Annotated in this window: 21 protein-coding genes; 7 read left to right on the top strand and 14 right to left on the bottom strand. The window is 62.9% G+C overall.

Going from position 1 to position 23613, the window contains the following annotated elements; genetic code table 11:
• Positions 1 to 16: 16 nt before the first annotated feature.
• From V6K60_RS12240 to V6K60_RS12230, 3 genes are read left to right on the top strand one after another with little or no spacing between them, the layout of a single operon-like run.
• Positions 17 to 727, top strand: coding sequence for a YkgJ family cysteine cluster protein (locus tag V6K60_RS12240; protein ID WP_332450807.1), 711 nt, complete (start codon positions 17 to 19; stop codon positions 725 to 727).
• 52 nt (positions 728 to 779) lie between these two features.
• Positions 780 to 2567: an SLC13 family permease gene (locus V6K60_RS12235; protein ID WP_332450806.1), complete on the top strand. Its 1788-nt coding sequence runs from the start codon at positions 780 to 782 to the stop codon at positions 2565 to 2567.
• Positions 2568 to 2624: 57 nt separating this feature from the next.
• Positions 2625 to 3995, top strand: coding sequence for a dihydrolipoyl dehydrogenase family protein (locus tag V6K60_RS12230; RefSeq protein WP_332450805.1), 1371 nt, complete (start codon positions 2625 to 2627; stop codon positions 3993 to 3995).
• A gap of 106 nt (positions 3996 to 4101) precedes the next feature.
• On the opposite strand, the gene V6K60_RS12225 is transcribed toward V6K60_RS12230, so the two are convergent.
• From V6K60_RS12225 to V6K60_RS12185, 9 genes are all read right to left on the bottom strand, one after another.
• Entirely contained in the window at positions 4102 to 4506 is a 405-nt protein-coding gene (locus V6K60_RS12225; RefSeq protein ID WP_332450804.1) for a DUF362 domain-containing protein, read from the bottom strand.
• A 22-nt stretch (positions 4507 to 4528) separates the two neighbouring features.
• Positions 4529 to 5608, bottom strand: coding sequence for a hydrogenase large subunit (locus V6K60_RS12220; protein ID WP_332450803.1), 1080 nt, complete (start codon positions 5606 to 5608; stop codon positions 4529 to 4531).
• Entirely contained in the window at positions 5593 to 5973 is a 381-nt protein-coding gene (locus V6K60_RS12215) for an NADH-quinone oxidoreductase subunit C (RefSeq protein ID WP_332450802.1), read from the bottom strand. Before V6K60_RS12215 ends, V6K60_RS12220 begins: the two co-directional genes overlap by 16 nt.
• The gene (locus V6K60_RS12210; RefSeq protein ID WP_332450904.1) at positions 5970 to 6452 is read right to left on the bottom strand and encodes an NADH-quinone oxidoreductase subunit B family protein; all 483 of its coding nucleotides are present in this window, start codon (positions 6450 to 6452) and stop codon (positions 5970 to 5972) included. The genes V6K60_RS12215 and V6K60_RS12210 overlap by 4 nt, the downstream gene beginning before the upstream one ends.
• A 5-nt stretch (positions 6453 to 6457) precedes the next feature.
• Entirely contained in the window at positions 6458 to 7318 is an 861-nt protein-coding gene (locus tag V6K60_RS12205; RefSeq protein ID WP_332450801.1) for a respiratory chain complex I subunit 1 family protein, read from the bottom strand.
• The gene (locus tag V6K60_RS12200) at positions 7315 to 9219 is read right to left on the bottom strand and encodes an NADH-quinone oxidoreductase subunit 5 family protein (RefSeq protein WP_332450800.1); all 1905 of its coding nucleotides are present in this window, start codon (positions 9217 to 9219) and stop codon (positions 7315 to 7317) included. The genes V6K60_RS12205 and V6K60_RS12200 overlap by 4 nt, the downstream gene beginning before the upstream one ends.
• Positions 9220 to 9337: 118 nt before the next feature.
• The gene (locus tag V6K60_RS12195; protein ID WP_332450903.1) at positions 9338 to 9706 is read right to left on the bottom strand and encodes an HIT family protein; all 369 of its coding nucleotides are present in this window, start codon (positions 9704 to 9706) and stop codon (positions 9338 to 9340) included.
• Between the two features lie 48 nt (positions 9707 to 9754).
• Positions 9755 to 10933: a DUF362 domain-containing protein gene (locus V6K60_RS12190; protein WP_332450799.1), complete on the bottom strand. Its 1179-nt coding sequence runs from the start codon at positions 10931 to 10933 to the stop codon at positions 9755 to 9757.
• Positions 10934 to 10937: 4 nt separating this feature from the next.
• The gene (locus V6K60_RS12185) at positions 10938 to 11717 is read right to left on the bottom strand and encodes a ribonuclease III family protein (RefSeq protein WP_332450798.1); all 780 of its coding nucleotides are present in this window, start codon (positions 11715 to 11717) and stop codon (positions 10938 to 10940) included.
• Positions 11718 to 11834: 117 nt separating this feature from the next.
• On the opposite strand from V6K60_RS12185, the gene V6K60_RS12180 reads away from it, so the two are divergent.
• The gene (locus tag V6K60_RS12180; protein WP_332450797.1) at positions 11835 to 12587 is read left to right on the top strand and encodes a hypothetical protein; all 753 of its coding nucleotides are present in this window, start codon (positions 11835 to 11837) and stop codon (positions 12585 to 12587) included.
• 8 nt (positions 12588 to 12595) lie between these two features.
• On the opposite strand, the gene V6K60_RS12175 is transcribed toward V6K60_RS12180, so the two are convergent.
• From V6K60_RS12175 to V6K60_RS12155, 5 genes are read right to left on the bottom strand one after another with little or no spacing between them, the layout of a single operon-like run.
• Complete coding sequence (locus tag V6K60_RS12175) at positions 12596 to 13849, bottom strand: molybdopterin-binding protein (RefSeq protein ID WP_332450796.1); 1254 nt, start codon at positions 13847 to 13849, stop codon at positions 12596 to 12598.
• 56 nt (positions 13850 to 13905) lie between these two features.
• Entirely contained in the window at positions 13906 to 14706 is an 801-nt protein-coding gene (locus V6K60_RS12170) for a formylmethanofuran dehydrogenase subunit C (protein ID WP_332450795.1), read from the bottom strand.
• A 10-nt stretch (positions 14707 to 14716) separates the two neighbouring features.
• Positions 14717 to 16423, bottom strand: a complete 1707-nt coding sequence (locus V6K60_RS12165) for a formylmethanofuran dehydrogenase subunit A (RefSeq protein ID WP_332450794.1) — start codon at positions 16421 to 16423, stop codon at positions 14717 to 14719.
• A 3-nt stretch (positions 16424 to 16426) separates the two neighbouring features.
• Positions 16427 to 17797 (bottom strand): formylmethanofuran dehydrogenase subunit B, encoded by a 1371-nt coding sequence (locus V6K60_RS12160; RefSeq protein ID WP_332450793.1) that lies wholly within the window; start codon positions 17795 to 17797, stop codon positions 16427 to 16429.
• Positions 17797 to 18210: a molybdopterin dinucleotide binding domain-containing protein gene (locus tag V6K60_RS12155; RefSeq protein ID WP_332450792.1), complete on the bottom strand. Its 414-nt coding sequence runs from the start codon at positions 18208 to 18210 to the stop codon at positions 17797 to 17799. Before V6K60_RS12155 ends, V6K60_RS12160 begins: the two co-directional genes overlap by 1 nt.
• Positions 18211 to 19310: 1100 nt before the next feature.
• Between V6K60_RS12155 and mcrB the strand changes: the two genes are divergently transcribed.
• The 3 genes from mcrB to mcrA all read left to right on the top strand — a co-directional run bounded on the left by mcrB (position 19311) and on the right by mcrA (position 23391).
• Positions 19311 to 20615, top strand: a complete 1305-nt coding sequence (gene mcrB, locus V6K60_RS12150) for a coenzyme-B sulfoethylthiotransferase subunit beta (protein WP_332450791.1) — start codon at positions 19311 to 19313, stop codon at positions 20613 to 20615.
• A gap of 299 nt (positions 20616 to 20914) precedes the next feature.
• Positions 20915 to 21679: a coenzyme-B sulfoethylthiotransferase subunit gamma gene (gene mcrG, locus V6K60_RS12145; protein ID WP_332450790.1), complete on the top strand. Its 765-nt coding sequence runs from the start codon at positions 20915 to 20917 to the stop codon at positions 21677 to 21679.
• A gap of 5 nt (positions 21680 to 21684) precedes the next feature.
• Positions 21685 to 23391 carry a coenzyme-B sulfoethylthiotransferase subunit alpha gene (gene mcrA / locus V6K60_RS12140; protein WP_332450789.1) on the top strand — a complete coding sequence of 569 codons (1707 nt, stop codon included), beginning with the start codon at positions 21685 to 21687 and terminating at the stop codon, positions 23389 to 23391.
• The last annotated feature ends 222 nt before the right edge of the window (positions 23392 to 23613 follow it).

Raw genomic sequence — 23613 nt, 5'->3', positions numbered from 1 at the left:
GCCGGGCTGACGGAGGTTGCCGGTTACGTTCACGTTCGACGAAGAGATTGCCGCCCTCAAAGCAGAACGCGATAATCTTCTCCAGTTCCCGGAAGAGGAGTTCATCGAGATCATCCGTGAGGTCGGGTTCTCCTGCGACTGTTGCGGTCGCTGCTGCACCCGCGAGTTCAACGGCCACGTCTTTCTGCTCGAAGAGGATACCGACCGCGTCCGCAGGTTTGCGCCGGACGCCCTCATCCCGGCGCCGGACTTCGATGCCTGCGACCAGCAGGGACGCTTCTACGTATCGGGTTACGCCCTCAGGACGAAGCCGGACGGCTCCTGTACGTTCCTCGAACACGGCAGGTGCAGCATCTACGATCAGAGGTTTGCCATCTGCCGGATCTACCCCTACATGCTCCATCGCGAGGCCGACGAGACGGGTGCCGTCGACTGGCGGCAGATCAGCGGCTTAAACGAGCACGGCTGCTACAACACTCCGATCGACCTGGAGGAGTGCGCCCGGATCGCCCGCGAGACCCGTGCCTACGAGGCGGCGTTCCTCGACCAGGCGGTCCGGTTCCGGCGAGCTCTCCGCGACCTCTTCGCTCAGGAGGGCCTCCGCTACGTCCGGCGGACCTACGACCTCCTGATGCGAGACTTCCGGAAGGGTGCGGAGGTCGAGGTCCGGGTCTTCCACAGCGGTCAGTTTGAGCCGCACCGGGTCACCCGCGCGATGTACGAGTGATCGTCCGGGCCCGACCGCATCTATTTCTGCTCGCCGCACCTCAGGGTGCCTGATGGAGACCGAGGTCCTCCTCACCCTGCTGGTGCTCTCCGGCGCCGCAATCCTCTTCATCACCGGCATCGTCCGGGTCGACGTCGCCGCCGTCCTGGTGACCCTCGCACTTGCGTGGCTCGATCTCGTCACCCCGGTACAGGCCCTCTCCGGCTTCTCGAGCAGCGCGGTCATCGCCATGCTCTCGGTGATGGTCCTCGGCCGCGGGCTCGACCGCACGGGGGTGACCGTCCGGATAGCCCGCGCGATAGTCGGGCTTGCCGGCCGCGAAGAGCGGCGCCTGACCGCCGCCGTCTCGCTCGTCGCCGGCGGACTCTCGGCGTTCATGCAGAGCGTCGGGGCTACCGCCGTCTTCCTCCCCCTGCTCCTGCGGGTCTCGGCGCTCACGAGGATCCCGGCATCACGCCTTCTCCTGCCGGTCGGCTACGCTGCGACCATCGGGGGGACTATCAGCATGGTCGGGGCAGGCACCCTCATCATCTTGAACGACCTCCTCAGGCAGCGGGGGTATGCACCCTTCGAACTCTTTGCCGTCGCCCCCGTCGGTCTGCCGCTCCTGCTCATCTCGATCGCCTTCTTCTATTTCTTCGGGGACCGGGTCCTTCCCCGGCGTGAGAGAACCCGGTTGACGTCGCAGGAGGAGTTGATCCGGAACTGGCGCCTGCCCTGCCGGATCTCCTACCTGCGGGTCCCTGCGAGAAGCCCCCTTGTCGGGAAGACGCGGGAGGATGTCCACATGATATCACGCTACGCCCTCCACCTCATCTCCATCGCCGAGGAGGGCGAGATCGTCTACACGCCGTGGCGACATATCCGGTTCGCTGCCGGGCAGGAGCTCAGCATCCTCGGGGAGGACCGGGACGTCGAGCGGTTCAAAGACGACTTCGGTCTTGAATGGGTCAGGGCCGGGGAGAGCACCGCAAACGTCATGGCCGATCCGAATGTGGGGTTCGCGGAGGTGATCGTCCGGCCGTATGCTCCGGTCATCGGCAAGACGCTCCGCGACCTCGAGTTCCGGATCACCTACGGCGCCGAGGTGCTGGTCATCCTCTCCGGGGAAGAAGAGTGGCGGGAGGGCCTTGCCGATCTTCCCCTGCGGGCAGGCGATGCGATGGTCGTCCTGGGCCGCTGGAGACGGCTCCGGGCGTTCGGCACAAGCCGGAACTTCGTCCTGGTGACTCCCGTCGAGGGGCGGACGGGGATCCGCGAGCGGGGTGCGGTTGCCGCTGTCCTCTGTTTTGCTGCCGCCGTCGGTCTCACCTTCACGGGCCTCTCGATCCCGATAAGCCTTCTTTCAGGGGTGGTCGCGATGGTCCTCCTCCGGGTCATCCCGATAGGTGAGGTCTACCGGGCCATCGACTGGCGGACGCTCATCCTGATCGCCGGCCTCCTCCCGCTCGGCATCGCCATGGATACGACCGGGACCGCACAGTTCGTCGCCGATCGGGTGATCGACCTGGTCGCGGGATACCCGACGCTCCTGATCCTCGTCGCCGTTGCCGTCCTCGCGACCGCGTTCTCGCTTGTGATGTCAAACATTGCCGCAACCGTCCTCCTGGTCCCGCTCGTGCTCGTGATGGCTGGCTCGCTCGGGCTCGACCCCCGGGGACTCGCGCTCCTCACCGGGATCTGCACCTCGAACTCCTTCCTCCTCCCCACGCACCCGGTGAACGCCCTGCTGATGGGCCCGGGAGGCTACCGGAACCGTGACTATCTCGTGGCAGGGGGCGCTCTGACGGTCATCTTCATCGTCGTCGCCGTCGGGATCGTCTCCCTGCTCTATTTCTGACCGGCACGACCGCCCAGGGGTAACCATTATGGCTGTCTGCAGCAACCGTAGCCTCATATGGAGCGGGAGTATGACGTCGTCGTTATCGGGACAGGGGTCGCCGGTTCCGACATAGCCTGGCATTGCAGGAAGACCGGGATGCAGGTAGCGATCGTTGATTCCCGGGAATACGGGGGGACGTGCGGCCTGCGGGGCTGTGTCCCCAAAAAGGTGCTCGCCGGTGCCGCGGAGGCGGTCTCCCGCGTCCGCGGCCTGCAGGGGAACGGCATCCGGGGTGCTGTCTCCATCGACTGGCCGGAGCTCGTCGCTTTCGAACGGACCTTCACCGATCCCATCCCCCGGCGGAGGGAGGAGAGCTTCCGGGCGGCGGGGATCCACGCCTATCACGGGTTTGCACGTTTTGCCGGACCGGATCGGGTGGCGGTCGGCGGCGATACCCTTATCGCCCGGTACATCGTGGTCGCCACCGGTGCGCATGCCCGGTCGCTCGGCGTCCCGGGCGAGGACCTGATGACCCCGAGCGACGACTTCTTCTACCTTGAAGCGCTCCCGGAACAGATCGTCTTCGTCGGCGGAGGCTATATCTCGTTTGAGTTCGCCCACGTCGCCGCCGCTGCCGGATCGGGAGTGACCATCCTGCAGCGGGGCGGCCGGGCTCTCTCGGGGTTCGATCCCGATATCGTCGACCGTCTGCTGCTGGCATCACGTGAGGCAGGGATCGACGTGCAGACGAATATGCCACTCGTCTCGGTCGAGAAGAACGCCGCCGGCCTCCGGGTCCGGGCCGGAAGAAAGGGAAAGGAGAAGACCTTCGATGCCGATATGGTGGTCCACGGCGCGGGCAGGGTCTCTGCGATCGAGGGCCTTGACCTTGCCGCCGGTGGGGTCGCGACCGACCTGCGGGGGATCGCGGTCAACGAATACCTCCAGAGCATCTCGAATCCGGCGGTCTATGTGGTCGGGGACGCGAATGCGAAGAGTCCCCAACTGACGCCGGTGGCGGTAAGGGACGCCCATGTCGTCGTCGACAACATCCTGCACGGCAACACCCGCGTCGCGGACTACTCCGTCGTCCCGAGCGCCGTCTTCACGACCCCGCCCATCGCATCCGTCGGGCTCACAGAGGATAAGGCGAAGGAGAGGGGAATCCCCTGCGTCATTACCTCCGGTGACCTCTCGGGGAGGTTCACGAACCGGAGCATCGGCCAGAAGCACGCCGGCTACAAGCTCCTGGTGGACGAGGACTCCCGCCGGGTTCTCGGCGCTCACCTCATCGGGCCGCACGTCGAGGAGGTGATCAACGTCTTCGCCCTCGCGATCAAACATGGCCTGACGGTGGACGATCTGGCGCTCGACGGGATCCCCTGGGCCTACCCGAGCCACACCTACGACATCATCCATATGGTCCACCCGCTGGTGAGGAAGTAGGGATGGGGTGAAAGGTGACGCGACCTGCTTGATTGGGGTCTTGCAGGGTGCGAGAAGAGAGGGTCAAAAATAGCGTGCCGGGGAGTTCGGGCCCCGGCCCCCGTTCTCACGTGCTCTCGCCGGCGCCTTCTTCCTTTGCGCCTGTGCTCTCTTCAGCCGGTTTCTTCGCAGGCTTCTCGGGCTTCACGTAGGTGATGGTGTAACTCTCCACCACGTGCTCCACCACCGGCGAGAAGTACTCCGGCTCCATCGTGAGGCTCCCGAACGGGCAGCCTTCGACGCAGTCGCCGCAGGCGATGCAGCGCATGCGGTCGATCTCCCAGACCTTCTCCTCCTTATCAAGGCGGATCGCCTCGCACGGGCACCGTTTCGAGCAGAGGCCGCAGGAGCGGCAGGTGGCCGGATCGATAGTGACATGCCCCCGGGTGAAGGGGCCCGTCCGCGCCGGTACTGCCGGGTATGGCCGGGTGTCCGGTCCCCCTGCAAGGTTCCGGAGAACTGTCCTTGTCATCTGAAAAATTCCCATGCCAGACTCACCTCTCCGTGCAGCTGATGCAGGGGTCGATCGAGAGGACGACGACCGGGACGTCGGCGAGCTGGGCGTTCGGGAGCATCTTCACCAGTATCGGGATGTTCGCGAGCGTCGGGGTCCTGATCCGGGCCCTGGTGAGGTGCTTCGTGCCATTGCCCCGCAGGTAGTGGATGACCTCGCCCCGTGGCTGCTCCACGCGGGAGAAGTACTCGCCGTCCGGTGTTCCCTTGACCTTCACGTCGAGGGGTCCTTCGGGAATCTGGTCGATCGCACGCCGGATCAGGTCGATGGAGGCATAGACCTCCTTGACCCGGACGGCGCACCGGGCGTAGCAGTCCCCGGCGGTCTCGACGACCGGCTTGAAGCCGAGGTCACCGTAGGCGGCGTAGCCGGTCTCGCGGTGGTCGATTGCGACTCCGCTTGCTCTCACGGTCGGGCCGACGGCTCCGAGGGCGTAGGCCTCGTCCTTCCCGACGACACCGAGGCCCTGAAGGCGGTACTTCACCGTATCGTCGTTCAAGAAGACGTCACCGAGGTCCCGGCACTCCTCCTCGAAGGGGTCGAGCGCGCGGTGCATCTCCGCGAGTTTCTCCGCTCCAATGTCGCGCCGGACCCCGCCGACCTTGCAGGTGCCCTGGATGACCCGCCCTCCGCTGGTGTCCTCGAGCACGTCGAGCACGCTCTCCCGGAGGCGCCAGGACCGCATGAAGAGGTTCTCAAAGCCCATCCCGTCCGCAAAGAGGCCGAGCCAGAGGAGGTGGGAGTGGAGACGCGAGGTCTCCGACCAGATCGTCCGGAGGTAGCGCGCCCGGTCGGGGACCTCGATCTTCATGATCTCCTCGATACCCTGGCTGTAGCAGAGGGCGTGCATGAAACTGCAGATCCCGCAGATCCTCTCTGCCACGTAGACATACTCCGTGAACTCGCGCTTCTCGATCAGTCGCTCGAGCCCCCGGTGGATGTAGCCGATGGAGGGGATCGCCTCCACCACGGTCTCGTCCTCGAGGACGAGGTCGAGATGGATGGGCTCGGGCAGCACCGGGTGCTGCGGTCCGAACGGGACGATTATGCGTTCCGGCATTGGTCACCTCCACTTCTCGTGACGCTGAACGGATACTTCTCCTTCGTCTTGATGAACGTCCCTTTGAAATCGATGTTGATCCCGACGACCGGGATCCCGAAGAGGTCGTGCATCTCGTTCTCGTAGACGAACGCCCCCCAGTAGAGGCCGGAGATGCTCGGGACCTCTGTCTCCGGCCCCACCGTCAGGCGGAGGTTCCGGTACTGGTAGTCCCTGTCAAACGAGTAGTTGACCTCGTAAGCTCCGCCGATGTCCGTACACCCGATCTGGACGAGGCGGTATCCGCCGGTCTGGAGCGCTTCGACCTCACGCGTGAGGTCCTCCAGTGCGACGTTGATGATTGTCTGCTCTTCGTTAACTGTCATGTGCTCTCACCTGCCTCTGCCGCCTGCCGCGCGCTCTCTTTGGCCTGTGCCGCTCCGGTCATCTTCGTCCGTTTCTCTTCGAGGATCGAAAGCGCCTTCACAACGCCGTCGATGATCATCTCCGGCCGCGCCGCGCATCCCGGGACATAGACGTCGACGGGGATAACCTTGTCGACGCCGCCTGCGATGTTGTAGCACTCCCGGAATATGCCGCCGGTTGCGGCGCAGATGCCTATCGCCACGACAACCTTCGGCTCCGGCATCTGCTCGTAGAGGTTCCTGACCACCGCCCGGTTCAACTCGTTGATCCCGCCGGTGATCATCAGGATATCCGCGTGCTTCGGGTTTCCGGTGTTGATGATGCCGAACCGCTCCACGTCGTAGAGCGGCGTTAAGCATGCAAGCACCTCGATGTCGCACCCGTTGCAGCTGGACGCATCGTAATGAAGGATCCAGGGTGATCGCTTCAGGAATGCCATGATACTCATGCACCCCCGAGCATCATATAGGAGAGGATCGCCAGGTTCACGATCCCGAGGACCGCTGCGAGCCACCCGCTCTTCAATGCAGCCTGCCACCGCGCCCGTGCGGTGACGTTATCAACGAAGATCTCCGCAAGGTAGGTGACTATGACCGCGATGATCCCGAGTATCGGATTCCAGGCAAAGAAGAGGAATACGAACCCGAGGAGGAAGACGTTCTCGTACCAGTGGGCGATCTCGACCTGCGCGAGCGTGGATCCCGAGAACTCCGTCGTGATCCCCTTGACGATCTCCTGGTGCGCGTGGTGCGATGTCGATATGTCGAAGGGCGACTTCCTGAGTTTGATGGTCAGAATGACTGCAAAGCCCAGGAAGACGCCGGGGAGGTACAGGATCGCCGGCACGGTCGTTGTAACGATATCCGTGACGTAGAAACTCCCGCTGACCATGTAGAACCCGACGACTGCAAGGATGATCATCGGTTCGTAGGCCATCAGCTGGATCAGTTCCCGCTCGGCCCCGATGTGGCTGTAGGGCGAGTGGACCGCATAGGCCCCGAGCACCAGGAAGACATGGGCGAGCGTGAAGGCAAAGACGGTCAGCAGAAGGTCCCCTCCCGCGAAGAAGAGCGCGCCGGAGAGGGCGATGAAGATCAGGTAGGCGAGGACGTAGAAGTTCTGCGCCGTGGTGACGACGGCCCGCTCCTTCTCGAAGAGTTTGCCCACGTCGTAGAAGGGTTGCAGGAGCGGCGGCCCGACTCTTCCCTGCATCCGCGCGGTGATCTTCCGGTCGATACCGGCGATGAGGCCGCCGGCTATGGGCGCGAGGATGAGGAAGAGGACTGCGCCGATGAGCCAGTTCATAGGGCCACCCCCGCAAGGACCCAGGATACCAGGATCAGGACGATACAGACCGCCGCACCCGGCCGGAAGAGCTTTGCCTCACCGAAGTACTCGGTGAGGTAGTAGTTCCGCGTCTGGGCTTCCCGGGTCAGGCCGAGGGAGCCTGCGAACTGCAGGTCCGGCGTTGCGGGCCTCCCGCCCATGTAGGCCGGGAGGTGTCTCGCGGTCCTCTTGAAGAGGAGGAACGAGACGGGGAGGACCAGGAGCAGGGCCATCATCAGGAGCATGATGGCGACGTTCGTGTCTGCGAGGTGTGCCGTAATCCCGTAGATAGCGAGAACGTAGGGCTCAATCAGTATCGAGGAGATGACCGGGAAGAGGAGGACTGCCGCTATCACGAGGCCGGTGATGATGTAGAGGGGGGCCCAGGGTTCCTGGAAGAACCCTTTCTCAACCCGCTCCGTATTCCGGGTGACCGTGACGAGTTTGCCCATCCATTTCGCCCAGAAGAAGACCGTGACGGCGCTCCCGTAGGCGAGGATGGCGATGAAGATCAGGCCGAAGGGGACCTGGACGAACGCCTCGATCGCCGCCCACTTGGAGATCAGCATACCGAACGGCGCAAGGAACATACCGGCGATCCCGATGAACATCATCACCGCCATCTTCGGCATCCGGACGATCAGGCCTTCCATGTCCTCGATGTTGCGGCTTCCGGTCCGGTGCTCGATCGCCCCGGTCCCGAGGAAGAGGAGCGACTTTGCGACGGCGTGGAAGACGATCAGGAGGATCGCTGCCCAGACGAGCATGTAGGTCCCGACACCCGCACAGGCGGCTATCAGCCCGAGGTTTGCTATCGTCGAGTAGGCAAGGACCGACTTCGCGTCGCTCTGTGATATCGCTATTGCGGACGCAACGAGGAACGTCACTCCGCCAACGAGGCCGATGGAGAACCCGGCAAACGTCCCGGCAAAGACCGGCGAGAACCTGACCAGGATGTAGACACCGGCCTTGACCATGGTGCTCGAGTGGAGCAGGGCCGAGACCGGGGTCGGGGCCACCATCGCCCCGAGGAGCCAGGAGGAGAAGGGCATCAGCGCGGCCTTCGTGATCCCGGCAAACCCGATCAGGACGGCCGGTATCAGGACGATGGCCGTGTCGCCCGAGGCGAGCACCCGGGAGAGTTCGATACCCCCGCTCGTCGGCTCGGTTGCAGCGAGGAGGATGATCGCCACGACGAAGGCGACCCCGCCGAGGAGGTTCATCACCAGGGCTCGGAAGGCGTTCTTCGTCGCCTCCTCGGTCTCCGAGTAGCCGATCAGCAGGAATGAGCTGATGGTGGTGATCTCCCAGAAGAAGAAGACCCACAGGAGGTTGTTCGAGAAGACCAGGCCGAACATCGCGGCGAGGAAGGCGAAGATGACGAAGAAGAAGAACGTCTGCCGGTCGCGCACCTCCGGGTGGTGGCGGTGATAGGTCTCCATGTATCTGACCGCGTATACGGCTATAAGGCTCCCGATGATCCCGATGATCAGGGCCATGATGATGGAGAACTGGTCGATGAAGAGGTTGTTGACCGCATGAAGGCTCCCTGAGAACGTCATCTCGAGGTAGACCACCAGCGCCGCCTGAATGACGGCCAGCACGATTGCCAGGTAGTTCCTGAACTTTGCGCCCATGTAGACGATGAAGAGCGCGAGCCCCATCTCGATGGCCACCATAGCGAGGTCGATCGCACCCGAAGGCGCGGCGAAGTAGACCGCGCCCTCGAATGCATACCGGATAAGCAGGTATATCGATGCCCCGCCGATGACAAGAGCCGAGAGGGCGACCACCGCGTAGCGCAACGTCGTTCGTTTTACGAACAATAAAAGACATGCGACGAGGATGGGAAATACTATTAGGAAGAGCAGAGTCTGCACTATTGTCCCTCGTAAGGTAACTATGCCTTACTTACATTATTAATCATTCCAAAATGGACCGCCGCGGTAGCGGCCGGCCGACCTCCATCTCCTCTCTCCCGGCGATGGATCTCTGCCGCTACCCTTCTCTTCGCGGTACGACACGCCGCACGCCCCCTTCGTGCTCTCCTGAGGCATCGCCCTGGTAGCGCGGGATGAAGTGGATGTGAACGTGCATCACGTTCTGCCCCGCGGCCTCCCCGACGTTGACGCCGATGTTGTAGCCGTCGGGGTGATGCTCGCGCCCGGTGAGCGCCCGGCAGTCGTCGATGAGCCGGGCGAGGGCCATTCGCTCTTCGGCGGTCGTATCGAAGTAACTCGCCACATGCCGGAACGGTATGACGAGCAGATGGCCGGGGCTTACCGGGTGGATGTCGTAGCGGGCATAGCAGAGGTCGTTTTTCGCCACGATGACCTCAGGGGTCGGGTTGCAGAAGGGGCATGACATGGGGTCCTCCTCGTTTTCCATCACCCATGAGCCTTGTGGCCGGCCACCTCACCCGAGCAGGCGGGCGAGGAGTCTCCCCGGAAGACTCCGCGAGAGGGCGATGGCGTCTTCGGTGCAGATCTCATGACAGCAGTAGCACCGGATACAGCGCGCAGGGTCGATCGTCGCCCTGCCTTCGGCAACGGCGATCGCGTGCACCGGGCAGATCCGCTCGCACTTCCTGCAGCCGATGCACGCCGGTCCGCTCACGCCGGGACGGGGGGCGTAGATCCTCCCGAACCGCTGGACGACGGCGAGGACCACCCGCCGCCAGGTGCCCGTTCTGCCACCGGCATACGTCGAGGGTTTCCGGAAGTCCGGGACCACGAATAGAGCGGGGTCGTCGCCGACCGTTCGGACCCCCTCCGGGTCGAGGAGCCCGCGCGCAACTGCGCTCTTGATGGGCCCGATCTCGAGCGGGTCCATGCCGATGAGCCGCGCGAGGACGGTGTCGACGGCCGCGTAGTCGCTCCCGGCAAGGATCACCCCGATCTTCCGCGGGCTCCCGGACTGCGGACCGTCCCCCTCCATCCCGACGACTGCATCCACGACCTGGAGCCGGGGCTTCATGCACTCGTTGAGGTCGACGATCATCCTCCCGAAGGCGTACTCGTCCTGGAACCGGAAGTGGAAGACCGGTTTTTCAAGCCCGGGGATGAGCCCGAAGAGGTTCTTCGCAGCCCCGGTCATCCGGGTCCACATATGGGTCTTCGCCTTGGAGACGACCACGATCGCGTCGGCCTCTACGGCCGGGGTGATGATCGGAAACTGCTTCACCGCCTCCCCCTCCGGGAACGCGACGCTGGCAGAGGAGGTGTCGTAGTTCAGGGTGGCGCCGGTCTCCTCCGCCACCGCAAAAAACCCACTGCGTGAATACGCCCGCCGCAGGTTTGCCTCGCTGTAGATGATCCCGGCTCCCGGGCTGTCGCCGATGACGACCCGGCACCCGTGCTCCACGAGGAGCCGGGCGACGGCAGCGACGACCGCCGGATGGGTGGTGACGCACCGCTCCGGCTCCTGGCCCTGGAGGAGGTTTGGTTTGAGGAGGACACGCTCTCCCGGGGCAACAAACCTCCCGATCCCGCCAGCGAGGTCGATCGCGCGGCGGACGGCATCATCAACGTCTTCCGGCACATAATCGTCGCACCGGACGATGGCGACGGTCGCATCCCGCCCGGACGGCTGCACCGCTTCATTCCTCCCCTAGACGGCCGAGCGCCTCTCGTGCCGCGAGCATCGCCGCCCCCTGCTTGGTCCGCGCCTCCCCCTCGCCGAGGAGGGTCCCCCCGACGGCCACCCGGGCGGCCCAGACGGGGCAGCTCCCGGGACCGGTCTGGCGGAAGGCGTAGTCGAGGCCGCCGAGGTTCTCCCGGGCGACGAACTCCTGGAGCCTCCCCCGGTAGTTCCTGTGGGTGTCGCACTCCGCGATCTCGCCCTCGAAGATCGCGAGCACCACCTCCCGGGCCGTATCGAGACCGCGATCGAGGTAGATGGCGCCGATCAGGGCCTCGAACGCATCAGCGATGATAGAGTCGGTCAGCGCCTGCCCCCGCCTCCTGATGACGCCGTCGATGCCGAGGCCCTGCTCGCGCACGATATCTGCGAGTTTTGTGTTCCTGGTCACCTGGAGCCTCCGGTTCATCTCCCCCGGCGCGAGGTCGTACTCCGTGTAGAGGTGGTCGGCGATGACGAAGTCGAGGACGTAGTTTCCCAGGAACTCGAGCCGCTCGTTGTCGTCGACCGCCGCTGCCGGGTACTCCCCGCCGTTTGCGTACGACCGGTGGGTCAGCGCCCGGTCGTAAAGGGGGAGGGCTGCATCGCGAATCTCGGTGAGCCCGAACGGGGGGCGGGCGAGGAGGGCTCGCATCTCCGTCTCCCGGCTGCGGCTGACGGGGGGCTCCGGGTGTCCGCGGGGCTCCTGCCCGAGGAGGCCGCCGGTGCGAAGTTTTTCCCAGATGGTGGAGAGTCTCATGGTCGTCCGATACAGGGCATCTTGCTGCTATAAAATGGCTTATCTCCAGCGGGATAAACCTTTGCCGAAGCGGGGGCCCGGGAAACCTTTTCGTTGCCTCAGGAGAGATCTCTACCTGTGAACCAGTCCGTAGCGGGTGGGGCGGGCAGCAGCGTCCACCTGGACATCGAGTTCGGTTACGTCTACGGCACCTGCCGGCAGGTTATGATGCCGATCGAGATCGGCGCGGTCGTCTACCAGCCGGAGGACGACACCGTCCGGTACACAGGCGAGCAGTTCTGCTACGACATCGATGTCGAGATCTGGAAGAAGGTGACCGACTCATGCGGTAAGACCGTCGGCGTTGCGACGACCGTGGCGAACATGGGCCGCGAAGAGTACGGGAGGCCCTACGACCACTCGTTCCGGGTCGCGGACGGCGAGGTGACGGCGGCACGGGCCACCGCCCGGAGTGCGTTCGCCGATCTCCGGCTCTTCATGGAGTCGATTCTCTCACCCGGGGATATCGAGAAGGTGGTCGTCTTTGCGGCTGATATGGAGAAGAGAGCCTTCAGGACCGCGGGGGTGACGCTTGACGGGTGCATGCTCACCGACCTCCAGCGGGAGATCCGGCGGCGCTTTGCGATGAAGCAGGTCCTCTCCCTCGACCGCCTCTCCCGGCTCATCGACTTCTCTTTCGACGGTGCCACCGTCACCTCGACCCACTTCTGCTATCCCGTCCCCGACGAGTGCCACCACCTCCTCGCCGTCCACCGGGGTATGGGCGACGCTGTCCGGACGTTTCTGCTCGCGCGCGAGTACCAGGAGTGGCTCCCGGCCCTCGAAGCCCGGGTCCGCACCCTGGTCGAGACCTGCGAGACCGAGGAGTGACCGGCCGTTCAGGACCCCCCCTGTATCGGGGGTGCCCGGGCCCGGTGTTCCGGCGTGGGGTTGAGGTTTGCGGGTGGCTCCCGGACCGGCGGACACGGCCCGGTCAGAAGAACCTCGACATCTGTCTCCTCCGGGATGGTTCCGGTGCCTAGAGAGACGTGCAAGCAGGCGTTTGCGCGGACCACCGCCATCTGCGTCCCGGCTCCCGGGGGCAGGGGGGTGGCGGTATACCGATCGCCGGCCCGGGAGACGATGACCTGGACGAACTCGTCAAACCCGGGATCGGCCACGACCGTCCCGCTGAGCCGGGCGCGGAGGCGCTCCCCGGGCCGGGTGCAGAACCCCCACGCCGCGAGCAGGGGGAGGGCGAGTTCCCGCACGGCCGTCATAGCGGCGATCGGGTAGCCCGGCATCCCGATGACCGGTTTGCCATCTATCCTCCCGACGATCGCAGGCTTCCCGGGCTTCATGGCGATGCCGTGGACGAGCACCTCGCCGAGGTCGCCGATGATCCCGGCGGTGAAGTCCCGGGTGCCCGCCGAAGACCCGGCGGAGACCAGGAGGAGGTCGTTCTCCCGGATGCCCCGTTCGATGGCCTCCCGGAGCAGCGCGGGGTCGTCGTGGACGATCTCGTAGCGGGTGCAGGTGGCACCGGCCTCGGTGAGCCATGCCGCGGCGACGGCGGTGTTGCTCTCGATAACCTCGCCCGCGCCCGGCCGCTCGCCGGGACGGACCAGTTCGCTCCCCGTCGGGATGAGGCCGACCTTCAGGGCCGCGACATTGAGTTCGGTGATCCCGTAGGTGAGGAGCGCCCCGATGTCCCAGGGGCGTAGCGTGTGCCCCGCCGGGAGTATCATCTCCCCCTGCCGGATCTCGGTGCCGGCCGGGTGGATATGCTCCCCGGGGCACACGGCCTTCCCGGTGCTCCGGAACCCGTCACCTCCGACGATATCCTCGATCATGACGACCGCGTCGTAGCCGGGCGGGATCGCGTTCCCTGTGTTCACCCGGGAGGGGTTCTTGAGCGGAACCACTGTCCCGTTGCCGGCTCCTGTGGTCTCGCTGCTCACGACGGCAAAACCGTCCCGTGCGGCAACGTCCGCTGGCGGGACCGTCAGGAGCGAGTATACGGGGGTCGCCGTCACCCGCCCGGCCGCCCCGGCCACCGGGACCCGGAGTATCCGGCCCGGGAGCGGGAAGACAGCCTGCATCATCTCCCGGACCTCCGGGAGCGGCTTTAATGTGAGGCGTCTCCTCGCCATGGCGTTCCGCTCACCTCGTCGCCTCTTCCCGAAGGGTCCGTATCATGAGAAAAATGTTAGATTCGGGTGTAGATATTTGCATACACTGGCTTGCCTCTAGAGACCGGGTGGCGCTCGCCGAGATCCCCGATGTAGTGGGCAAAGCGGGCCTTCTCACCGTCGACCTCCTGCTCCACCTCATCGACCATCTTGAATCCCGGGAGCGGGTTCTCGATCGTCCCGTAGACGTAGATATCGCCTTTCACCATCTGCCCGCCGACACGGCCTTTCGCGTTGCCCTTGATGACGACGGTGCCTCCCTCGCCGTGGGTGGAGACGTGGATATCCGCATCGCCGCCGATGATGATCGTCCCGCCGTTGATGAACGTGGCCGTATCGTTGCCGACATTCCCGGCAACCCGGATCAGCCCGCCCTTCATGCCGCGCCATTCGCCACGGGGCGATGAACCCAGGTGGTGGTAGGCTTCTCCGTCGATGACGAGCTCGCCGCCTTCCATCCCGATACCGCAGAACGAGTCCACGTTTCCTTTCACGTGGACCTTTCCGCCCTTCATCCAGCCGCCGATGTACATGTCGGCGTTGCCTTCGATGACGATCTCGCCGGCGGTCATCTGCTGGCCAATCCTTTTCACGCGGCTGCAGTCTCCGCGGAGGATGATCTTCGTGTCGGCCGCTGTTGCTCCGCCGTCTCCCTCAACGGTGAAGTATCTCCCGAGCGGGCCCTTCTGTTTGCCCTCCCAGACGTCGAGCGTGGCGATCTCGGCTGCCTTCTTTCCTGCAAAGTTGTCCGGAGTGATGTTCTGTCCCTCAAGCATGAGTTCTGAGGGGTTGGTCAGAGTGAGGATTACTGTCTTCATGTTCATCGCCTCATTGTGTCGTATCGACCTCAATCACCCGCGGGTTATGGAGGTGCTCCTCGAAGAGCGAGTAGTTGTCGAGCTGCACGCTGTAGTGCCTGAGGAAGTGCTCGTAGATGTCTCTCTGCACCTGCGCGTTCTCCGGGACCTTCACGTCGACCCAGATGGTCCGCTTTGCGGGCTCTGCGACGATCTCACCGTCGCGGACGGCCACGATGCCATCCTTGACCAGCCAGGCACACCGGGCGAAGGCCTTCTCGATCGCTGCCGGGTCGGAGGGTATAGCCTCGGGGTTGAGGGGGTAGATGGCGACATCGGCATCCATGCCGGGGGCGAGCCCGCCGTAGGTGTTGCAGACGCCGAGCGCCTTTGCCGGTCCCGCCCGGGTCATCTGTGCGATCTCGTAGAGCGAGAGTTCGCGGTCGATGCTGTCGATACAGGTGGCGTCGATCGTCCGGTCAAGCCACTTGAACGTCTTCATGGTCTCGTCACGCGCCTCCCGGCTCATCAGCCACGCGATGACCTGCGGATAGCGGGTGAACGGTCCGGCATTCGGGTGGTCGGTGGTGATGTAGGTCCGCATCAGGTCTCTGGAGAGGAGCGCCAGCTCCAGGCCAACGGCCCACTGGATGGTGCAGACCTTGACGTTCGGGCTGTAGATGTAGGGCACGACACCTGCTGCGGTCTCGAGTTCGACGTCCACGTTCGCCCACTTCAGGTTGTTCAAGGCCCGAAGGTGGTGCTCGAACGGCCCGTCGGCGGTCATCGTCGTGGTCTCGTCGAGGGTTACCTGGCCGAGATCGATGGAGATGTTGTCGTGGGTGTTCACGTAGTCCATGATCTCTCTGGCCTTCGACTCCACGTTCCCCCAGGAGTCGCCGCCGTAGGCGTGGAACTGGAGGTGCGTGACGTGCATCACCTGCTCGCGGCCGAAGTTGTTCTTCGGGGCGTAGCCCTCGGCGAGTTTGAGCGATTCGAGGGTATCGACGTAGTTGCCCGGGTTCCCGAGGTTGTTCGCGTGCAGGTGCATCGAGTGCGGGAGGCCGAGGTACTCGTTCGTCTCGATGAGGCCTGTGATGATCTGGGCCGGGGTGATATCGAAGTACGGGACCGGGTCGTGGATGTGCTCGCAGTTGAGCCCCCATCCCCAGGCCTCGGAGCCGCCGGGGTTCACGACCTTGATGCCGAACCCGCGTGTGGCCCGGAGGAGCCAGGCGGTATACGCGGCGTTGTTCTCGATCTCGTGGTTCTTGAGGTATTCGAAGGTGAACCAGTTGTTGCCGAAGACCGGCATCGCAGCGTTGTCGATGATCGGGGTATCCCGGATCTCTTCGTGGACGTGCGGGGAGTGGAGCGGGGGCATCGCCGCTTCGTTGACGAAGACGTAGCCCATCCTGGCGTAGTCGTAACCGGTCTTGAACGTGGAGGGGACGGAGAAGCCCATCTCCATGCGGGTGCTCTTCTTCCTGGGGCTCTTGAAGAGTTTGTCCTCCGGCCGGAAGAGCCGGCCTACGTTCACCTTCGGCCCGACCACATGGGAGTGGATATCGACACCGCCTGCCATCACGGCCATGCCGGCGGCGTCGATCGTCTTCGGGTCCTTGAGGGCGCTCGTCTCGACGATCTTGCCGTCCTTGATCGCGATATCCATCCGGTCGCCCTTGATTCCCTGCAGGGGATCAAAGACGAACCCGTTCTTGATGATGAGTTCACTCATGCCTTATTCCTCCGCACGGACGCCCTGGGGTATGGACTTTGCCGGACCCTTTGCGGCCTCTTCCGCTTCCAGTTCGCCGAGCCGCTTGAAGATCCGCTCGAAGACCTCTTCGTCGCTGAGAACCCCTTCCGGCGGGTCGATGACCTTGCGGTACTGGATCGGGACGTTGTCCATCCGGTAGACGATCCCCGGGACCTCGACCCCCACGATCCCTACCGGGATATGGAGGTCGGAGATCTCGCTTGCCATGCAGATGTTCGGGTCGATGGTGATCCAGGGGTGCTTCCTGAGGTGCTTGACTGCCTCGATCGGGAAGTGCGCGCCGGCATCGGTCCCTATGTTGATGAAGGCGTCCACCTCGTCCCGCATCGCGAGGTCGATGGAGCTCGTCTCACCGGGATTCATGTAGGCGATGTCCTTCTTCGTCAGGTCGAGACAGTAGGGGTAGCCGTACTGCCATGACCAGACCGCGCCCGGCCCGGTGATGTTGTAGTGGCCCCGCATCGCCATGATCGTCCACTTGGTGTAGTCGTTCAAGTCGCGGGTCATGCTGATGGCGATATCCACGTTGTGGTTGCGGCCGTCGGAGTGACAGAGCCCCATCCCGTAGAAGACGGTGCCGAACCGGGCCTTCTTCATGATATCGACGACTTCGAGGATCTGTTCCCGCTTGATCCCGGCAACCTCGGCGGGGATCTCGTGGCCGCGGATGGCGGTGCGGAACGCGTTGAAGAGGTCGTAGTCATGCCCCTGCTTCACCTGCAGGTAGATGTCCGCCACCTGGGCGGTGTCGGTGTGCCTTGGATCGATGACGACGATCTTGCGGCTCTTGTGGCCCTTCCCCGTGAAGAAGCCGCGGGGGAAGATCGAGTAGCGCGACATGTGCCGCGGGTGGGCGTGGGCCGGGTTTGCTCCCCAGTAGACGATGACGTCTGCACGGTTCTTGACCTCACCGAGGGTGCAGCTCGGGTAGCCGTTGTCGAATATAGCGAGGAACGAGGACCCGTGGCAGATGGACGCGCAGTTGTCGAGCACGGCTCCCGCCCTCTCGGCAACCTTGGCCGCTGCGGCCATGCCCTCACAGTTGGTCGATCCGAACCCGTAGATCAGGGGTTTCTTCGCATTGTAGAGCACTTTTGCCGCGTAGTCGATCGCCTCATCGTAGGAAATGTCCTTGTAGGTGCCGTCCGGCTGGCGGAGACGGGGTAACTGGATCCTCCCCTCGGTCGTTGCATGATGGAAGATCTGGTTACCGATGGCACAGGCATTCTCGACGTCCAGGATCTTCTTTCCATCGTCCGATACGGTCACGACAAGGTCGTCACAGCAGACGCCGCAGTAGGGGCATCCGACGTTCTCAACTCTCTTTGGCATTACTGATCACCTCTCCACATACCTACGGCCCCCTGGACCAGCTCGAGCGCGCTCTTGCGCCGCTCACCGTTCGCCGGCTCGACCGTCACGGGGAAACCACTGTACTGGGGTTCTCCGGTCGCCTGGGTTCTCGGGGGAACGATCTGGTTCGCCCAGACGCCCTGTGGGATGAATGCAAGGCCGGGATAGAGCGACTGGCGCCCCTTGACGGTCTTGACGACCACGCTTCCGCACTCGCTCGTCACCCGCACAAGCTGGTTCGGGACGAGACCCAGCGTCCTGACATCGTCGTCGTGCATCTCGATGATCGAACAGGCCTCAAAGTAGTCCGGGGTCGTTTTGCCCTTCTCCATCGCAACGCCTTCTTCGATGGAACGCTGGGTGATCATGTTCAACGTAATACTCTTCGCCATGCTTTTGCCTCATTGTGGTTGATAGGGCCGGGTCCCCCCCCGAAGCGCCGGTGGGTCAGCCCGGTAGAGTATGGTGCTCCCATATGACCCGTTACCGGGTTTCTCCCGCGCCGCGGGAAGATCTACCGGGGCAATCCATACCCGGCAGGCTGAGCCTTCCTGCACGGCAAGGGCCCGGTGACCGGGATCGGTCGATATGCAGATGGTCTGCCTGCCTGGTGAAACGACACTCTCCGGGTAAGCACCGGACGGATCGCTTTACCATAACTTGTAATGATTTCTATTTAACGATTCCGTATTGGTAAGTATTTTAACATGATCAATTATATGCTAATTCGCTCCGTACAGATTTGCCTTCGATTTTGATGGGTAAAAAAGGTCCGTTATAGTAGACCTGGCTAATTGTGCTAATTATGTAGGGGGCCTTCCTGTGTGCGCCGATCAGTGATATGGTTAACTTACATGTTGTTGAGGTGCCGGCCCTTCCGACCCCGACCAGGGGCTATAGGGCGTGGGATCGGGGCGGAGGCCCGGCATGCCTCCTCTCTACCCTGGGGTGCGGCGGAGCAGGAGGGCTCTCCATACCTGGTGTCAGTACTGGCTGGAAGGGGGTGGTTTTAAGAATGGTGACCCTGAGATCCGGGTTTTGGGGAATGGTGCTCTATCCGGGTAGGATTATATAGTTCCGCCTCCAACCCCTAGAGGCAGATACGTTTGATGTCTATCGGCACGAGTAATATTACCTTGTGTTATTAGTATTGCTCCATGTTATTATTTAATACGTGCCCTCTGTCGGCCCTCCGTGGGCCGACCCCGTGGGGGTGCGGGTGAACGAAATTCTTTTTATCGATCGCGTTCAACCAATTGGACCATTGAATCTTGATTTTAAAATATCCGATTAGAAATATATTCGATATTAATATTATTTTTTGCAAAAAAATCCGTCTAAATTCGCAAATTTTATTAATAACCCTTCTTCTACATCTATAGTCCCTTTTGGGACGTGCAGTAAGCGGCCTTCAGAGAACCCGGAGCGGGTGTTTGCCCCGGCCTCTTTCATGAACGGAATGCATTGAACAAGGGTAAAAGGATGAAATACTATGGCTAAATACACGGAAACAATCGATCTCTATTCTGATGACGGGAAGCTGCTCAAGAGCGGCGTCACCCTCGACAGAATCAGCCCGCTGGTTAACCCGGCCACAGGTAAGATCATCGACCTGACCAAGAGAACGATCAACGTCAACCTCGGGGGCATCCAGGATGCACTCAAGACTGGCAAACTTGGAAAGGGCAAGATCAAGGGAAGAGAACTGGATCTCCCCATCATGGAGAACAAGGACGCCATCGTCGCCAAGATCAAGGAGATGGTCCAGGTTGAGGAGGGCGACGACACCGATATCCTGGAGTTCAACGGTGGAAAGCTCCAGCTCGTCAAGGTCCCCACAAAGCGCCTGATCAACGCGTCCACCTACGATGCCGCGATCACCTCGGTCGCAGCCGCGACCACCTTCGCGATCGTCGATCAGTTCGACATCGACGCCTTCAACGCATCCACCGTCAAGGCGGCCTGCTGGGGCGGCTACCCGCACACCCAGGATCTGGAAGGCGCACTCGTCACGTCCATTCTGACCATCCCCCAGAACAACGAGGGTATCGGCTACGCGCTCCGGAACATCCCGGTCAACCACACCGTCATGATGACCAACCGGAACGCCCTGCAGGGTGCCGCACTCGCGTCCACCCTCGAGACCGCGGGTATCTTCGAGATGGGCTCCGCTGTCGGGCCGTTCGAGCGCGCCATGCTGCTCGCCTACGCCTACCAGGGCCTGAACGCGAACAACATGGTCTACGACCTCGTCAAGGCAAACGGCCAGACCGGAACCATCGGTACCGTCGTCCAGAGCCTGGTCGAGCGGGCCATCGAGGACAAGGTCATCGCCCCCGGCAAGAAGGGCGGGTACTTCCAGTTCTACGACACGAAGGACCCCATGCTCTGGAACGCCTACGCCGCCGCAGGAACCATGGCAGCCACCATCGTCAACTGTGGTGCCGGACGGTTCGCCCAGGCGGTCTCCGCGACGCTCCTCTACTTCAACGACCTGCTTGAACACGAGACCGGTCTCCCGAGCACCGACTACGGTCGTGTCATGGGTACTGCCGTCGGGTTCTCGTTCTTCAGCCACTCGATCTACGGTGGTGGCGGCCCCGGTATCTTCAACGGCAACCATGTCGTGACCCGTCACGCAAACGGTGTGGCTATCCCGTGTGTGGTCGCTGCGGCAGCACTCGATGCCGGAACCCAGATGTTCTCGCCTGAGAGCACCTCGAAGATCTATGCCGACACCTACGGTAAGATCGACGTCTTCAACAAACCGATCAACCAGATCGCCAACGGAGCCTGAGCAGGGATCCAGAGTGATGGACGCCACATCTCCGCGAGCGAGGCTCGTACCGCTCAGGATCTTCAGTCCTGAGATCACCGGACGCCTGCTCGATATGCCTGCCGGCATCCGCCGGATGACGATCCACGGCCCCGGCGCAGTACCGCGCGTATCGGCCTTGCGGACCCCCGGAGCGGGGAAGGCCCGGCGTTCAACCGGGGTCAGCGCTGCGGCAGGTGTCTTCGTACCCGGATATATGGCTGGAAATCATTCAAAACAGGAAATGGATAAGATATCTATCACTTTGAGGTGAATAAACAATGGCATACAAGCCCCAGTACGGTCCCGGGACATCGATTGTCGCCGCGAACCGGCGTAAACAGATGAACCCCGGCCAGAAGCTTGAGAAGGTTCGTTCCGTAACGGATGAGGATATCGTGCTGATCCTCGGTCACCGCGCACCCGGATCGGCATACCCGACGGCTCACCCGCCGCTCGCCGAGCAGCAGGAGCCCGACTGCCCCATGCGCAAGCTCGTCAAGCCCACCGACGGCGCTAAGGCCGGCGACCGTGTCCGCTACATCCAGTTCGCGGACTCGATGTTCAACGCCCCCTCCCAGCCCTACCAGCGGACCTACACCGAGTGCTACCGCTTCCGCGGCATCGACCCCGGCACGCTCTCCGGTCGCCAGATCGTCGAGTGCCGCGAACGCGACCTCGAGAAGTACGCAAAGGATCTCATCGAGACCGAGATGTTCGACCCCGCTCTCGTCGGCATCCGCGGTGCGACCGTGCACGGCCACTCGCTCCGCCTCGCTGAAGACGGCATGATGTTCGACATGCTCCAGAGGGACATCCTCGGTGAGGATGGCGTCGTCAAGTACGTCAAGAACCAGATCGGCGAGCCCCTCGACCGTGCGGTTGCCGTCGGCAAGCCCATGGACCAGAAGTGGCTCAAGGCTCACACGACGATCTTCCACTCGCTCGTAGGAACCCCCTACCGCGATGACAAAGAGTACGTCGAGTACGTCCAGCGGATCCACTCGCTGCGGACGAAATACGGCTTCATGCCGAAAGAGGAGTGATTACAATGGCAAAGATTGAGAGATCCCAGAAACTGTTCCTGAAGTCGCTCAAGGAGAAGTTCCAGGGGCAGGACGTCGAGTCTGAGACCGCCGAGTTCTACAAGTTCAACGGCGTCCGTCAGTCTCCCCGTAAGATGGAGTTTATGAAGGCGAGCCGTGCCATCGAGATGGACCGCGGTGTCTCCATGTACGACCCCGAACGCTGCCACCTTGGCGGTATCCCGATGGGCCAGCGCCAGCTGATGACCTACGAGGTCTCCGGCACCGGCGTCTTCGTCGAAGGCGACGACCTGCACTTCGTCAACAACGCTGCGATGCAGCAGATGTGGGACGACATCCGGCGGACCGTCATCGTCGGGATGGACCTCGCTCACCAGACCCTGCAGAAGCGTCTCGGTAAGGAAGTTACCCCTGAGACGATCAACGAGTACCTTCACATCTTAAACCACGCGATGCCCGGCGCGGCCGTCGTCCAGGAACACATGGTCGAGACCCACCCCGGCCTCGTCGACGACTGTTACGTCAAGGTCTTCACCGGCGACCAGGAACTCGCGGACGACATCGAGCCCCAGTTCCTCCTGAACATCGAGAAGCTCTTCCCCGCCAAGCAGGCCGAGGAACTCAAGGCCGAAGTCGGCAAGAGCATGTACCAGGCGATCCACATCCCGACCGCGGTCTCCAGGACCTGCGACGGTGGAACGACCTCCCGGTGGTCTGCGATGCAGATCGGTATGTCCTTCATCGCTGCCTATCGCATGTGCGCCGGTGAAGCGGCGGTTGCCGACCTCTCCTACGCTGCAAAGCACGCAGGCGTCATCCAGATGGGATCCCACCTGCCCGCCCGGCGTGCCCGTGGTCCGAACGAGCCCGGTGGCATCAAGTTCGGTCTCTTCGCCGATATCGTCCAGGCAAACCGGAAGTACCCGAACGACCCCGCAAGAGCTGCCCTTGAGGTCGTCGGCGCCGGAACCATGCTCTACGACCAGATCTGGCTCGGCTCCTACATGTCCGGCGGTGTCGGATTCACCCAGTACGCGACCGCGGCCTACACCGACAACATCCTCGACGAGTTCACCTACTACGGTATGGACTACGCCAAGGACAAGTACGGGGTCGACTGGAGAAACCCGAGCCCCAAGGACAAGGTCAAGCCGACCCAGGAGATCGTCAACGATCTCGCAACCGAGGTCACCCTCAACGCCATGGAGCAGTACGAACAGTTCCCGACCATGATGGAGGACCACTTCGGCGGGTCCCAGCGTGCCGGTGTCATCGCCGCCGCGTCCGGTCTGACGACCTCTATCACGACCGGTAACTCGAACGCCGGTCTGAACGCCTGGTACCTCTCCATGCTCCTGCACAAGGACGGATGGTCGCGTCTTGGCTTCTTCGGCTACGACCTCCAGGACCAGTGCGGGTCTGCGAACTCGCTCTCCATGGAGTCCGACCGCGGCCTGATGGGAGAACTCCGTGGCCCGAACTACCCGAACTACGCGATGAACGTCGGTCACCAGGGCGAATACGCTGCGATCGTCGCCAGCGCCCACTACGGCCGTTCCGACGCGTTCTGCTACAGCCCGCTCGTCAAGGTCTGCTTCGCCGACCCGAGCCTGAGGTTCGACTTCTCCGAACCCCGCCGTGAGTTCGCGAAGGGCGCCATCCGCGAGTTCATGCCCGCCGGCGAGCGCTCCCTCATCATCCCGGCGCGGTAAACCCCTCCATAACCCTTTTTATTTGCACGTCCTCACATCCATAATCGCAAACATTCCTGCCGATTATATGGAGTTGGTGGAGCGAGTGGTTCCCACTCGCCCACGTGTTATTAATGTGCACGTTTTTCATACAGAATAAGTCGATATCTCGCTACCACGTCGCCTTTTCCGGAACTTCCATCCATGAATCGCCTACCCTGCTCACCGAAGGGCGCGCGGGGG

Source organism: Methanoculleus sp., assembly GCF_036677455.1.
GTDB lineage: Archaea > Halobacteriota > Methanomicrobia > Methanomicrobiales > Methanoculleaceae > Methanoculleus.
Note: the sequence above shows the minus strand (reverse complement) of the source record. Positions and strands in the feature narration are given on the sequence as shown.